This is a genomic window from Methylobacterium sp. Leaf112 (assembly GCF_001423295.1).
In the GTDB taxonomy this organism is placed as follows: domain Bacteria; phylum Pseudomonadota; class Alphaproteobacteria; order Rhizobiales; family Beijerinckiaceae; genus Methylobacterium.
The window spans coordinates 258700-273082 of the sequence record NZ_LMNG01000029.1; the positions used below are offsets into that span (position 1 = coordinate 258700).

The 14383-nt window shown below is 67.0% G+C and carries 13 protein-coding genes; 10 read left to right on the top strand and 3 right to left on the bottom strand.

The window, feature by feature from the left end:
• Positions 1-88: 88 nt before the first annotated feature.
• Complete coding sequence (locus ASF52_RS13690; protein WP_244473810.1) at positions 89-451, bottom strand: hypothetical protein; 363 nt, start codon at positions 449-451, stop codon at positions 89-91.
• 239 nt (positions 452-690) lie between these two features.
• Between ASF52_RS13690 and ASF52_RS13695 the strand changes: the two genes are divergently transcribed.
• A complete protein-coding gene (locus ASF52_RS13695) occupies positions 691-1113 on the top strand; it encodes a MerR family transcriptional regulator (protein WP_056172894.1) in 423 nt (140 codons plus the stop codon).
• Positions 1114-1148: 35 nt separating this feature from the next.
• Here ASF52_RS13695 and ASF52_RS13700 read toward each other — a convergent pair whose 3' ends face one another.
• Both ASF52_RS13700 and ASF52_RS13705 read right to left on the bottom strand, forming a co-directional pair.
• Positions 1149-1952: a TIGR02391 family protein gene (locus tag ASF52_RS13700; protein WP_056172897.1), complete on the bottom strand. Its 804-nt coding sequence runs from the start codon at positions 1950-1952 to the stop codon at positions 1149-1151.
• A 112-nt stretch (positions 1953-2064) separates the two neighbouring features.
• Entirely contained in the window at positions 2065-2865 is an 801-nt protein-coding gene (locus ASF52_RS13705; protein WP_056172900.1) for a pentapeptide repeat-containing protein, read from the bottom strand.
• A 452-nt stretch (positions 2866-3317) separates the two neighbouring features.
• On the opposite strand from ASF52_RS13705, the gene ASF52_RS13710 reads away from it, so the two are divergent.
• The 9 genes from ASF52_RS13710 to ASF52_RS13750 all read left to right on the top strand — a co-directional run bounded on the left by ASF52_RS13710 (position 3318) and on the right by ASF52_RS13750 (position 13672).
• The gene (locus ASF52_RS13710) at positions 3318-4118 is read left to right on the top strand and encodes a hypothetical protein (RefSeq protein ID WP_056172902.1); all 801 of its coding nucleotides are present in this window, start codon (positions 3318-3320) and stop codon (positions 4116-4118) included.
• A gap of 151 nt (positions 4119-4269) precedes the next feature.
• On the top strand, positions 4270-4449 hold the full coding sequence (locus tag ASF52_RS13715) for a hypothetical protein (RefSeq protein ID WP_156630143.1): 180 nt from the start codon (positions 4270-4272) through the stop codon (positions 4447-4449).
• A 310-nt stretch (positions 4450-4759) separates the two neighbouring features.
• Positions 4760-5815, top strand: coding sequence for a hypothetical protein (locus tag ASF52_RS13720; RefSeq protein WP_056172908.1), 1056 nt, complete (start codon positions 4760-4762; stop codon positions 5813-5815).
• A gap of 338 nt (positions 5816-6153) precedes the next feature.
• Complete coding sequence (locus tag ASF52_RS13725; protein WP_056172911.1) at positions 6154-6936, top strand: metallophosphoesterase; 783 nt, start codon at positions 6154-6156, stop codon at positions 6934-6936.
• Positions 6937-7399: 463 nt separating this feature from the next.
• Positions 7400-8806 (top strand): AAA family ATPase, encoded by a 1407-nt coding sequence (locus tag ASF52_RS13730; RefSeq protein ID WP_244473811.1) that lies wholly within the window; start codon positions 7400-7402, stop codon positions 8804-8806.
• Positions 8807-8982: 176 nt separating this feature from the next.
• Positions 8983-9840, top strand: a complete 858-nt coding sequence (locus ASF52_RS13735; RefSeq protein WP_056172914.1) for a hypothetical protein — start codon at positions 8983-8985, stop codon at positions 9838-9840.
• Positions 9841-10004: 164 nt separating this feature from the next.
• Positions 10005-10427, top strand: coding sequence for a hypothetical protein (locus tag ASF52_RS13740; RefSeq protein WP_056172917.1), 423 nt, complete (start codon positions 10005-10007; stop codon positions 10425-10427).
• 62 nt (positions 10428-10489) lie between these two features.
• Positions 10490-12598 carry an AAA family ATPase gene (locus ASF52_RS13745; protein ID WP_162241029.1) on the top strand — a complete coding sequence of 703 codons (2109 nt, stop codon included), beginning with the start codon at positions 10490-10492 and terminating at the stop codon, positions 12596-12598.
• A gap of 246 nt (positions 12599-12844) precedes the next feature.
• Positions 12845-13672, top strand: coding sequence for a 3'-5' exonuclease (locus ASF52_RS13750; protein WP_244473812.1), 828 nt, complete (start codon positions 12845-12847; stop codon positions 13670-13672).
• The last annotated feature ends 711 nt before the right edge of the window (positions 13673-14383 follow it).

Genomic DNA, 14383 nt, shown 5'->3' on the forward strand with positions numbered 1-14383 from the left:
ACGGTCCCATACTGATCACGCTCGATGAGGGAGCCGGCACCTGATTAGATGGCCGGCTGACCCGCGCCACGGAGGTGGCGAGGTCACCTCAGGCGCGGGGAGGCCTTGGCAAACGGTCCGGCGAGACGGACACGACCACGACGTCCAGCGGCGCGTAGGAGAGGCGCCCCTTTTCCGCGGCGGGAGCCCGGAACGGTCCATCGGGACTGATGGCCTGGTGGCAGCCGCAGCTCGCGTGGCAGGCCGGACAGCCATCCGGACGGCCCGGGGACGTGCCGTCCGGGGCCGCCGAAACGGAGAGTTCGGAAGCGGAGGCGCCGTACGGCTCGGCAGAGTGGATGGCGTCGGGAGCGAGGAGCGCCAGGGCGAGTACGAGCGACAGCGCGCGGACGGTGGTCACCCACCAGCCGCGCATCGCCTCATAGGCCCTGGTCGGGGAACCTGCGCTCATGGGCGCCTTATGAACCATTCGATGCTGTTCGTACATGCCAAGACATAGGGGTCCTACGCGGCTTGATCCCGCAAGCGCGCGGGCTGCCATTCAGCCAGGTGGGCTTCACCCCGTTCGTGTCGAGAGGGCGCAGCGCGAAGCGCTTCGTCCCGCGGACGCTCGTGGATTGACGATGGCCTGGGTTCCCCACCGAGCAGGATTGCCGTATTTTCTCCAGTGGCTAGAGGAGAGGGCGGGAAATGAAGTCGTTCGCCATCGGCGCGCTTTCCGAAAAGACCGGCGTGAAGATTCCGACCATCCGCTATTACGAAAGCAACGGGCTGCTACCGGCTGCCGCGCGAACAGACACGAACAGGCGCAGCTACGACGACGCCACGGTCCGGCGCCTCAAGTTCATCCGGAATGCCCGGGCTCTGGGTTTCGAGGTAGATGCCATCCGTACGCTGCTTGATCTCGCGGACCAACCGGATCTTCCGTGCGCCGAGGTCGAGGCCATCACCCGTCGCCACCTTGCCGACATCGATGACCGTCTCGCCCGCCTGTCCGCCCTCCGGGAGGCGGTGCAGGCCACCGTCGATCAATGCGAACGGGGACGCATCAGCCACTGCCGTGTCATTGAGGTTCTGGCCGACCATGAGCCCGGCGTGTCCGAGGACCTCTGACCCGGGATCGACATGCACTCCACCCGATGCGGGCTTTAGACCCGCGGCGGGTTCGTTGCCCCATCCAGCCGGCGATGGATCAACGAAACGAGGGTCAGGAGGTCCTCGGCATCCGACTTCGCCATGGCCCAGTGAACCTTGGGAGCATGGGCCGTCGGGTTCCTGAACATCCCGAAGACGCCCTTGACGAGGTTCGCGAACCCCTTCTGCTCCGAACGCTCGCTCTCGGAGGACAACGCGTTGACGGCCAGCAGTGGCGGACTGCCGCCCAGCGCCCGTTCGACGAGCGTGCTGCCGTCGTCGGTCAGGCCGGTTCTCGCCCGTAGCTTGGCTGCAACGCTCTTTACCGCTTCGAGCACGGCATGAAAGTAGTTGTCGGCCAGGAGTTCCTCACGGCAGAACACCAGGACGTCGGGATGGGTGCCGCGCGATTGGAGGTCCGCGCGGAGCTCATTGGCACGTCGGCGGGCTTCCGGGAGGGTTTTCGCCTCCGTGGACGGGACCAGGCTCCCACTCTCGTCGACCGCCAGCGCCGAGAAGGCCAGCGCCGCGTTCAGCCTTGTGCGGAGAGGCTCGAAACGTTCAGGCTGGCGCAAGTAACGCCCTGGCTTCATCGCCTTTCGGATGAAGGCGAGGATTGCGAGCCTTTCGCGTCGGGCGTTCTGGCTCGCACCGAAGGCATTGTAGAGTCGGTGCCGCTTCGCGAGTACCGGTGACGGGTCCGGGATGCCGCAGGTTTGCAGGAGATGCTCGATCTCCCCGCCCGTCAGCCCATCCCCGGTATCGCCGAGGGCATCCGCGAGAGCCTCAAGCTCGCCCTGCGAAAAGTGTTTCTCCATTCGATGCTACGCCCCGTGTCCCCGGTCCCGTGGAAAGAATACGAAAGCTCCGAGGATCCTGTCGAAGGGGTTGGAGGGCATCCACCGCTCCGCGGGCGCCCAGGTGGCAGGGTCAGTCGGGAGCCTGCGTGATCGCGCGGTCTGCGTTTACGCGTGCCGTCCAGCCCTTCACGCTCTCCTGACCCTTGAGGGACACGAGTCGCGCACCGCTGACATCCACGTTCTTGAAGTCCGCGCCCGCGACCGTGGCTCCAGTGAGGTTGGCGCCTGACAGGTCCGAGCCCATCAGTACCACGTCGGTCAGGTCCGCGTCCGTGAGGTCCGCGTATTCTAGGCGCGAGCGCCCGAGGTCCGCTCCCTTCAGGTTGGCGCCCCTGAGGTTCACCGAGACGAACACCGCGCGCATCAGGCCCATGGACTGGTTCTTGATATCGGCGCCGCCCTTAAGGTCGACGAGCGTCGCCCCGCTCATGTTGGCGCCCTTGAAGTCGCCGATGGGCGTGGACCGGCTGAGGTCGGCTTCGCTGAGGTTCGCGTCGCGGGCGGTGATGCCGAACATCTTCGCGCCGACGAGCTTGGCGCCAGAGAGGTCCGCCTTGATGAACCAGGCCTGTTCCAGGTTCGCCCCGGTCAGGTCGGCGCCGCGCAGGTTTGCCTTGTTGAGGCGAGCGGTGCGCAGGTTCGCACCCGTAAGATTGAGGCCGGAGAGGTCGAGGCCTGCGAGCGCCCTATCGGACAGGTCGATGGGCTTGCCGTTGGCCCTGGCGATCATCGCCTCGACTTCCGTCCGGGTCATCTCGGCTCGGGTCATCGCGGCCGAGCCCATGTCGGCACCGAGCAGCAGGTCCTGCTCGGCATGGGCGGGAGCCGGCAGCAGGACTGAGGCAAGCAGAAGGGGGGCGAGGCGGCGCATGGTGTCTCCCGTTCGATCCCGCCCAGGCCTACGGGAAGCCTGCGCCTCCCCCATGGCATCGCCCGAGCGGAATTCTGTTCTGTGTCGAAGGTTGTACTCGGGTTCGTCCCGCTCGTCCGTGCCTGGCTGCGTCGCCGCTCCGTCTCAGCGGCGTTAGAACTCGCCTCATGCCGGAACGGCATCCTGATCTGATGCGGCAGACCTCGGTACGACAGCTATCGGTACGGGCGCCATCGTGACACCGGGATCATGCAGCGGGTTACGCTCCCTCTGACCTGCCTCCCTCGTAGTCGCTTCGCTTATCGGACCGCCCATCGAGGCGGCCAGGGACTGCTTAACCCTGGCTCGACGCAAATCTCTAGTGACTAGAGATTTTTCTTGAATTCAGATCTTCTCCCAAGGTACTATTTGCATGTGCCCGAGAGGCACCAACCGATTGCGGAGTTTCCGTGATGAACATCGGGTTCTTTGCCGACGACAGCTCGGCCTGCCACGCCGCCCTACTTGCCAATAGTGCCCTCAATCGAGAGGGGATGCCTAACTCCGGCATCCTCGCCGGCGGGCACAACATCGCCGATGCCGTCCCCGCGTACCTGGACGAGGCTGCCGCCAGCCAGAGCCACCTGATGCTGGCGCTTCCCCTCGCGCTACTCGGCGACATCTCCATCCGGAGCCGGCTCGATCTGGCCGTCGTCTCCTTCGGCCCCGAGCCGCTGGCCCATGATGGAGCCCGGCGCGCCATGGCCTCGAAGGCCGCCCAGGCCACGGATGCCTTGTCTCCGCCCTGGATGCTCGCTTCTTGCAACCGGGCGCTTCCGGAAGCCTCCCGCGCCCTGCCCATCCGGATCGGAACGTTGCGGCGTGCGGATGCCGCCAGCCTTCGGGCCGGCTGTACCTGCGGCACCCTGCACTGGCGGGCAATCGGCTTCGCCGCCACGCTGCGCATCGCGGCGGACGACCCCTACGCCACCCGGATCGACCGTGCGCGCGTAGTCCAGGCCATGACCTCCGGCGCGACGGCCGCCGAGATCGAGCTCCGGTCCGACCTGCTCGACCTCGCCGTGGATCTGGATGAACGGACCGCAGACGTGAGCGACCAGAACCCGAACCGGCGTCGCCTGTTCGATCCGTCGCGGCGCATCGCGCGCCGCGGTGCCGGGCGTACGCTCAGGGAGAGCCGGCAACCCCTTCCGGCACCGATGTCCGCAGCGTCCCGCCATTCCGCGGGTTGCGCCTCTTCCCGCCCCGCCTGAACCGGAGGTTGACATGAAAGCTCGCCGCAAAACCCCTTCCGCCCGCCTTCCCTCCCAAGGGTCGGACGCCACGCGCCGGACGCATCCCCGGGACGCCCGAAGGGGCCTGCCCAGGACCAAGTCGCGGATGGCGAGGGAGCGTTCCAGGAGCATGGCCTCGCCCAAGGCTGCCGTCCACGTCGGTGCCGACATCGGCGTCGACTGGGAAAGGCTTCCGGTCCCCCTGGTCCTCGACAGCGATTTCGACTTGGCGGACGAGGAAGTCATCCTCGGTCACGCCAGGTCCATGGCAGCCACCATCCGGGACGAGGAGGACTGGCTGTCGATGTGACCGGAGCCCTCACTCTGCCCGGCAGGGGATCTCGTCTGTGAGACCGACCCCGGGTCCCGTGACGCAGGCCGGGCGAGACACCGGCCTTCGCGTTCCTTCCTCAAACGCGAAGTCAGGGAAAGGCATTGATGCACTTGTTGGATGCACCGTTAACCATAGATTCAATAGTGACTTGCCGAATACGTAAGTCTATTGCTATTTTGGTCGGTTTCGTTGTATTATTCGCTTTCTCAAGATTGATCGTTCGACGCCGCGCCATCACGGATATCCCGTGACGGCGAGCGCGTCCGCATGCTTGCGGAGGGTTCAATTGATCAGCGCATTCTTCGGTACTTTCGGACGGATCGAGGCGGCCCATGCGGCCCTGGTCCTTACCGATGCGCATGCCGCGCTCGCACAACCCGTGAGCCTGATCCGGTTCACGCTCCCGGCCGAGGCAGGCCTACCACCCCGGATCGTGACCGCCGATCCCGTCCGGGTGATCGAGCGAACTGCTGGAAGCGCCCACGGGTGCACGGCCCCGGTCATCACCGAGATCGCGAAGGCGCGGGAGGATGGACGCTGCGCTGTGCTCGACCTGCCGGTCGCCTGGCTTGCCGACACGACCTTGCGCAAGAGTCTCGATGCGGCCGTCCTCACGGTCGGCCCCGCTCCGCTCGACGAGCATGCGGCCTGCCATGTGCTGTCCACGGAAGGAGCTGTACCCCTCGACCCGGCGGTCGGAGGCATCGCCCCGGCCTGGCTGCTCGGGTGCAGCCGCGGGGGAGGCGGACCCGCCGGAACCGCTTTCGGGAGGACGATGGCGCGCCTCGCCGCGGATCTCGCCGCGGATCTCGCCGGGGAAGTTCCCGTGCGCACCCTGCCGGTGACCCTGCCGCCACTGACCCACTCGGAAGCATCCCACCTGGTCGTAGGTGGCCGTAGCGCCAGGACCCTGTCCGCCGGAATTTGGCTCCTGGCGGCACTCCGGGCCGTGGCGTCCGATCCGCAAGCGGCATCCATCGACGCAGACCGCCTCGCGGCCGCCCTCGGCGTCGATACCGGCATCGTACGGTTGATGGACGAGCGCCGCACCGGAGAACGCCTGCGCGATCTCGCAGATGCCCTGGATGCCATCCGCGACGGAACCGGTCCCGCACGGTCTGAACTCGACGACAGCCCTAGGCTTGAAGACTGGAGGGTGGAAGCGGCGCCGGTGCGCATCCTGACCGGCCGCGTCTACGGCCATCCCAACATAGTCGATGGTCGGAGGGTCTCAACATCCGCGCTCTATGCGACCGACAGCGTCTCGTATGCCCGCACGCTGTCGCGCACCTACACCCTCGGCCGACCCGCCGGCCGCGAAGCCGGAAGCGGGCTACACTGACAGGGCACCATCCAAGGGGGCTCCGATCTCAGGGAGCGCAGCTCCGTTCGGGATCTCGCCGGTCGTAGGACCGCCCCTCGGGGCGGCCACGAACGCCGTCCGTCCATGTCCTTCGCCGTCGAAGCGTAGCCAGGGAACCCAGCGGTTCAGGCGCCGGCGGCCCAGGATCATGGTTCCCTCACAGGGACTTCCACACACCCATTCGTCATCGCAGCGGCGTCGCCGCCCGGATCGTTCTGGGAATGGTCCCGAGCGGCTGCCCCCCAAGGGCGCCTGGGCCATGCCCCGTGACCCGGCGGGTACCGAAACCCTTTCTCACGGATCGAGGGCACCCGACCATGCGAATCTGGATCCTTTCCGACCTTCACCGCAACGTGGGCCGCCCCTGGTTACCCCCGGCGATCCCGGACGCCAACGTCGCGGTCATCGCCGGGGACGTCGGCGAAGGGCTCGTCGAGAGCATCGCCTGGATCGGCGATGCGATCCGTCCTCACATGGAAGCCGTCCTCGTGGCAGGAAACCATGAGTTCTACCGGCGCCGCTTTGAGGCGGAACTCGCCTCGGGGCGCAGGGCCGCAAGAAATTCGGGCATCCACTTCCTGGAGAACGATACTGCCGTCGTTGAAGGTGTGGCCTTCACCGGCTGCACCTTGTGGACCGATTACGAACTCGACGGACCCAATCGGCGCGCGGCTTCGATGGATGATGCACGACGGGGCATGAACGACCACCGCCTGATCTCGACCGCCACGAGCGGCGAGCCGCGGCCGTTCCGGCCCGAGGATGCGCTGGGCGTCCACCTCGGCTCCCGCCGCTATCTCGAACGGGAGCTCGCACGTTCCGTGGGCGTCGACGGCAGGTCCTGTCCTAGCGTCGTGGTCACCCACCACGCGCCGAGCGCCCGATGCATTGCGCCGCGATATCGCGGCGCCTCGCTGAACCCCAGCTTCTCGTCCCGGCTCGACCCCCTCATCGAGAGGTTTCAGCCGGCACTCTGGGTCCACGGCCATACCCACACGTCCATGGATTTCCGGATCGGCGGGACGCGCGTGCTGTGCAATCCGAAGGGGTATCCCGGCGAGAACGCAGCGTTCGACCCCGGCCTCGTCGTCGAGGTCTGAACAAGCCCGCGAGATGCCTTGGCCGCGCGACCCTGCGGCCTGCGCGGCACTGCTGGAACACGCGTCCGATATCGGCCGCCCGGCACCAATCCCGATCCCCTGGAGGCAGATGTCGAACATCCCGGCTCCGACCGCACGGGCGGTCATTCTCAGGCGGTTGCCCCGCGTCCTCCGAGCAGGCCTCGACCCGGCGGTCCGGTACGGGGCCTTGCCGCGGGAGCTCGCTACCGATGCGAGGGCCATCGATGCCGAGCTCGGTGCCCTTGTCGCGACATGGCTCGCCAACCCTTACACCGTCTCCTTCATCCATGACGCCGCGCCGCGCAGCTCCAGGCTGCTGTCCCGGTGCGGGGACATCGTTCGGCGCTCCCGCCTCGGGACGGGCTCCACCGAGCCGGGGAAGGTTCTCTCGGGCGGCCTGGCGGCCCTGGACACGTATTGCGCGAGGACAAACGACCCTGACATGCGCGACATCGTCGGTGCATCCCTCTTGCTCGGCGGATCGGCCCTCGTCCAGCCGCTCGCATCGCGGTCGGCGGCGGCCGTGTGGAATGACCTGGAGCGATTGGAGGAGGTCGCCGCCGCGCTGCACCAGCTGGCGTTGGTCACGGCGACCGCGCAGGACGACCATAGGGTTACCTTCACCGACCTCGGGCTGCCGGATCCATTCCCCCCCGCCGAGATGGGGCCGCAAGTCGTGGACACGGCCGTGGCCGCGTGGCGGGCTGCGCTCGGCCAGGCGTTCCAGAACCTCAAGGCCGAAGCGCGGACGCTGGCGGTCGGCTTGTCGGCCATCAGCGTGGGCCAGACCCTCGACTTCATGGCCGACGACACCCTGGCTGCCCATGCGCGGGCCGTGGGCCAGCAGGCGGTCCAACCATTGGAGCGGCATGCCGCGGACAAGGCCGGCAAGGGCGCCGCCCGCAAGAAGCTGCCGCAGCCACCGAGACCCGTCGCCGACGTTCCCAAGGAGACCGAGGGTGGCGATGTCGCCGTTTGTCCCGGCCATGTCCTCGTCTGTCCAGCGAGCCCCGCCACGGGGGCTGGTAAGGGCCGAGAGGTCGTGCGCGGCTTCGAGCATGCCATCGGCAAGGCCCTTCGCCTCGTTCCGACGCCGTTCCTGCCCGAGGTTCGCGAGCGCCTGCTCAGCGAGTTCTGCCATGCCACGCGGGCGGTCGACGCGATCCTCGGCGAACTTGTCGGGAAGGAATTCGTCCGCATCCCTCCGCTGGTCCTGGAAGGCCCGCCCGGGTCGGGGAAGTCGCGCTTCGTCCGTCGGCTCGGCGAGGAGCTCGGGGTCGGGGTCTACCGCGTGGACGCCTCCAACGATGGCGGGGCATCCTTCGGGGGCACCGAACGCCGATGGTGGAGCGCGGAGCCGTGCCGGGCCTTCATGGCGTGCGCCCGCTACTCTCAAGCAAACCCCCTCGTGCTGGTCGATGAGATCGACAAGGCCCCGACCCGGGCCGAGTACGGCCGCATCTGGGATTCGATGCTCCAGACACTCGAACCCGAGAACGCCCGCCGCTTCCCCGACCCATGTCTGCAGACCGACCTCGACCTCTCCTGGACCTCGGTCATCTGCACGGCCAACGAAACGGGAAAACTCCCGGGCCCCTTGCTAGACCGGCTTCGCATCGTGGCGTTTCCCGCGCCCGGTCCGGAGCACGTTGAGGCGCTGTCCGTCGCCTTGCTCGGCGACATCGCGCGGGAACGCGGCCTCGACCCCGCGTTCCTGCCGCCGCCCGATGCCACAGAATTGCGGGCCCTCCGCCACCGTTGGCGGGGTGGGTCGGTCCGCCGCCTCCGCCGTGCCGTCGAAGCCGTCGTCCGCGTCAGGGACCGTGAACTGGAGGGGCGTCCTCAATGAACCGCTTGGGCAAACTTGACCAAGACGTCCCCGCGCCCGCACGGGGCGTGCCGTCGCAGAGGCGGAGCCCTTCCCCGTCCCGACGCCTTCCCAGATCCTGGGGTAGCGCGGGATCAAGGTCGCACGAGGCTGCGGCCTTCCCCGACGCGACCGGCAAGGTCGAGCATCCTCTCGGCATGAGGTTGTGGGTCCTGTCGGACATTAGGATCGACCTGGATCCCGGGTTCGTCCTGCCTGACCCACTGCCAGAGTTCGATGCGCTCCTCGTGCCCGGCGGCATCGCCGCCGGCCTGGACGCGTCGCTGCACTGGCTAGCGGCGGCCCTCGGCGGGCGGCAAGGGAACCGCCCCGTCGTCATGGTGCCCGGAAACCTCGAATACTGGTCGGGGACGCCGCTAGTCGAGGCCCTCGCAAGGGGACGTCACCGTGCCCGGGAGCTGGGTATCCGGCTGCTCTCCGATGAGACCATCCGGCTGGAGGGTCCGGACGGACGCGGCGTGCACGTGATCGGCGCAACCCTGTGGACGAACTGGTCCCTGGAAGGCGCGTTCCACGGTCGGCTCGCCCGCGTCGGCGCGAAGCATGCCGCCCCCGACTGCGACCGCATCCTCCTGCGACAAGGCCGACCCTGGTCGCCGCTCGACGCACTCGCCGTCCACGCACGCTCGCGCGCCTACGTCGAGGATGCCCTTTCGACCATTGCCTATCAGGCCTTGGGATATCCAGCGCCGCCGAAGGCCCTCGTCGAAGGGGTGAGGCCGGGCGACAGGGCAGTGGTGCTAACCTGCCATGCCCCCTCCCGCCGCTCGCTGCCCGAGGACTGGTCCGGTTGGCTCTGCGATAGCTGGGTAGCGGCCTCGCTCGCTTCCGATCTCGAAGCGGTGATGCAGGAATGGGGCGCACCGTGCCTGTGGGTCCATGGGAACGCACCGTCCCGGGCCGACTACAGGCTCGGGCGCACGCGCGTCGTGGCCAACCCCCGCGGCGACCCCCGAGGGTCGGACTTCGATCCGGCTTGGGTCATCGTCGCCTAAGCAGCCAGCCGTCGAAGCTCGGCGCACCCTTCCCGAAGCGCATCCCCGTCCCGGCTCGGTCCAGTGCCGGGCCCCTTCAACCTGAGCGAGGCCCCATGAAAACCCCTGAAACCACGGTTGATCCCCACGGGACCATCTGCCGCCAAGGCCACGGCTCACCACGTGTGCGGAGGCGGAAGACCACCTGTCCCCTGACGCTCTGGCGCACCCAGGACCCCGCGCGGATCTCGCCCGCCGAGGTCCTGCGTCTGGCCAAGCTGGTCGCCACCATCGAGATCCTCCACGAGCGGCGCTGGAAGGCGGCGCGAACCGGGGACGCAGCCGCGGCCGCTGCCGTCGCCATAGACCATCTCCACGGCCGCGCCTCGCGGACCCGGCTGACGGACGTGATCCTGGGGAACCTCGTCGTGCGGGCATTCGGGGGCGACGCGACCGCGGGCGTCATCATCGCCCACGCGCTGGAAACCCTCGGCCGGCTCGACCCGTCCGACCCGGCCCCGACCCAACTCGCTCGGCGGTGGAGAGCGGCCCCCGCGTTCCACGCCGCCATGCACGGGTCCGGCTCGTCTGGGGCCCGCGTCGACTGAGAGGCGCGGAGACGTGACGACACGGCGCCCCGCCGAACGGGGCTCGCATGCAGGAGGTCACAGTGAGCGGCACCATGACAGACGGCCTCGCCCGCACCTTCATCGACCTGCTTCGGAGGGACGCCACCCACGGGCGGGAAATCATGCCCATGCCCATCGAGGACGATCTCGACGAGACGCTGGGTGTGCCGAGCCGCCAGGAGGCCTTTGCGCCACAATCTCCCCATGCGGACCTCGTCGCCGCCGCCGTGATGCTGGCGCGCGCCATTGATGCAGAGGACGGGCTGCTGCGCGCGCTCCGGCGCAGCGCTCCGGTCGTCACCATCGCCGTCCCCTCCGGCGACTGGACCATGCCCATCGAGCAGGCCGTCAGGATCTGCGCCCTCGGGGCGGCGTGCTCGGTCCGCAACGGCGATACGTCGCGATCCGACTACGGCGGGCCGGAGCGCCGCGAGGCGCTCGTCTTCGCGCGCGACGGTTCCGCGAGCGCTCATCGGCCTGACAAGGGCAACGAGGGCGTCGGGGAGGCCATCCAGTCCGGCCAGGCGGTCATTGGCATCGCGACGGATCCGGCGCGGACCCTGCCGAGGGACCTCGTGCGCGCGACGGAGTATCGGATCGCCATCCGTCCCCTCGACCCTTCCGCCCTCGCCCTCGTCGTCGAGACCGTGACCGGACAGGTCCCGGACAGGACCTTCGACGGCGTACTGGCGTCGTCCTGCGACCTGACGGACCTGCGCCTGTCCGTTCACGCGAACCGCGGGGCCGGCGGCGCGATGGACCGGCTGGAGGCCCTGGTACGCTCCGGGCGCTCGAACGTCGGCGAGGGCCAGCGGTTGGAGGACATGCATGGGCTCGGCGAAGCCAAAGCGTTCGGCCTAGCCCTTGTCGAGGACCTGCGGCTGTGGAGAAATCATAAGATCAGGTTCAAGGACTGCGAGACGGCCGTGCTACTCATCGGGCCGCCGGGATGCGGCAAAACGCAATTCGCACTGGCGCTTGCAAGGAGCACCGGACTGCCCTTGCTCGCCGGGTCGCTGGGGCAGTGGCAGGCGGAGCGGGACGGTCATCTCGGGCATACCTTGGGTGCGATGCGCGCCTACTTCGAAAAGGCGCGCCGGACTCCCTGCATCGCCCTTATCGACGAGATCGACAGTTTCGGCGATAGGAATTCTTTCGCGGAACATCATCGGGATTACAGCAGCCAGGTCGTCAATGCGCTGCTTGAGCACCTGGATGGGGCCGCCTCACGGGAGGGGGTCGTCGTCATCGGCGCCACGAACCACCCGGGCCGCATCGACCCCGCGATCCTGCGCGCCGGCCGGCTGGACCGGCATATTCGGATCGACCTGCCGGGCACCGAGGACCTTCAGGGCATCCTCCGTCACTACCTCGGCGGGGACCTGAAAGATTTCGACCTTCGTCCTTTCGCTGCTCGGCTCAGGGGATCGACTGGTGCCGATGTCGAGGCGCTCGTCCGGCGGGCCCGTGGGCTCGCCCGGCGACGTCCGGGCTCGGCGCTGACCGCAGCGGATCTCGCCGCTGCCGATGCCACGCCCATCCTCGGCGAGGCGATGCGCCTGCGCGCGTCTATCCACGAGGGAGGGCATGCCGTCGCGGCCATCGCGCGCGGTGCGCAGGACGAGATCATCCTATCCGTCCAGGCCACCGGTGGGCTGTCGACGATCAGCCTCGACGCGGCATCGTTCAGCCAGACCGAGGCCGATTTCCTCGGCTACCTGGTCATCGCCCTCGCGGGAAGGGCCGCCGAGGAAGTGATGCTCGGCGAGGTATCCGCCGGCGCGGTTAGCGACCTGGCCGAAGCGACGCGTTGCGCCGTGCAGATGGAAGCTCGCCTCGGCTTTTCCGCCGAGTTTCCCCTCGTGAGCCTCGGATCCGACGGCGAGATCGATCTCGGCCGCATGCCGTGGCTGCTGCGCCCGGTGCAGGACCGGCTGAACGCCGCCTACGAACGCGCGCTCGACCTCATGCGGACGGAGCGGAACGCCCTGGAGCGCATCGCAAGGGCCCTCTTCCGCGACGGCCACCTTGAGAACGCGCAGGTCAGGTCCCTCTTCGCCGGGCCGCCCAGCCGGGACGTCCACGGTGCGCCGGCCTCCTCCAAGGTGTCCCTCCGCCGAAGGACGGAGCACCTGCCGCCGGAGCGATGAACCGTCCCGGGAACGAAGTCACAAGCATCAGCTGTATCGTCGGGAGGCCGTCACATGACATCAGCAGGCATCGCGAGCGTTGGCAGGAGCCCCGGGGGAAGTAGGCAGGGGATGTCCCTACGACTTTCCGCCGACGGTCCCACGTTGTTCGACCAGGGGGTACCCGAGCGGAGGGGGCAGCCGCGGTACAACGGCGATTGCGGCCCTAAGTCTCGTCCCGGCGACAACGCCGCCCCGCATGACGCCTTGCTGGCGCTCGACATCGAAACCGTCGTCGACACCGAGCTGCTGCCCGCCGATTGGGGAGAGAAATTCCCCAAGACCGCGTGGCACAAGATCGTGGCGATCAGCGTTGTCGAAGCCGGTATCCATCGGGATCCATCTAATGGCACCGAGGAATTCCATATTCGCTCCTGCCGCAGCGGTGGTGAGGCGGGCTGGAGCGAGGAGCGCTTGCTCCGCGCATTCTGGAAACATTTCGAGGCTGGTCGTTTCAGGGTCGTGACGTGGAACGGCCAGGGATTCGACATCCCGACGCTCCTCCTGCGTTCCATGCGCCACGGCATCGCCACGCCCGCCTGGTACCGTAGGGGCACTCGCTGGGCCGGCTACGGTTATCGGTACGCCGTCGATTGGCATGCCGACGTTATGCAGTCCATGGCCGACTTCGGCGCGTCGTCCAAGCTCACGCTGGACGAAGGGGCGGCCGTTATCGGGCTGCCAGGAAAACTCGGTGAGCACGGTTCCCGCGTGGCCGAGTTGGTGGAGGCCGGCGAAATTGGGCGTGTCCGCAACTATTGTGAAACCGACACCCTGAACCTGGTCGTACTGTACTTCCGCTGGAGCTATCTCACCGGCCGTATTAGCGCAGAGGCCCATGACCGCGCCGTCTCCGACCTGATATCCTACTTAGCAAAGGAGGGGCTAGTTCGACCTCATTTTGCTCGGTTCCTCGACGCCTGGACCCTCGCGTCCAAGGATTGCCCTGCCTTCGTTGGAAGTACTGCTCGGCGAAGGTGTATGGCCGACACTATCGGCATGCTCAAAAGCGGAACGGACGCTACCTGCGATTAAGACAACTGAAAGAGTCCTGGATTGCAATTCCAATGGCCGATAGACTAGAAATTCCGTAATTTATAAACTGAAAAAATATCATTCACGCATACCGCGTCTCAATAATCAGTCTCCGGAAAAGTCTAGCGAGGATGTCGATGTCCTTGAGGCTACATAGATACCTGTCGTGCTGCCGGTTGTATATTGTAAGGGATAGTAGATTTAAATACTTAATCAAATTCTCTCAGGAAATCCAAATCATGAAGTCTGAGCGGCGATTTCCTGCCTTGACCGCACCATATGTTTAGGAGAGCTGCTTTTTAAGGAAGCTATTTGTTAGCACTGAGCCCAACCAGCGCCGGGGGTAAGCGCCTGATGCCCTTATCGAGCGGCTTAGCGCACCAGATCTAAACTCTTTTGGATTAATCCTCGGTACACGTTCGATTGTCCTGCCATCGCCGTGGTGGTGAGCGGGTTGGGCCCCTTTACTCTACCGTCAGGACCGAATGGCCGATGCATCCAATTGTACTAATTCCCGTGAACGCAACGCTTCGGTTCGATGAGAAGGATTACTCGGTTGTGAGCTTCGATGCGGCCGGTTTGGTTCTCAGATCCCATGATGTCGCGCCGGCCATGCTTCGGCTATCCCACGAAGAGACGCTCGCTGCCTACAATATGCGAAGGCTGCTCGTCAGCACCCCATTCGCTGTCCAGCAGCGTGAGCCTACGGTC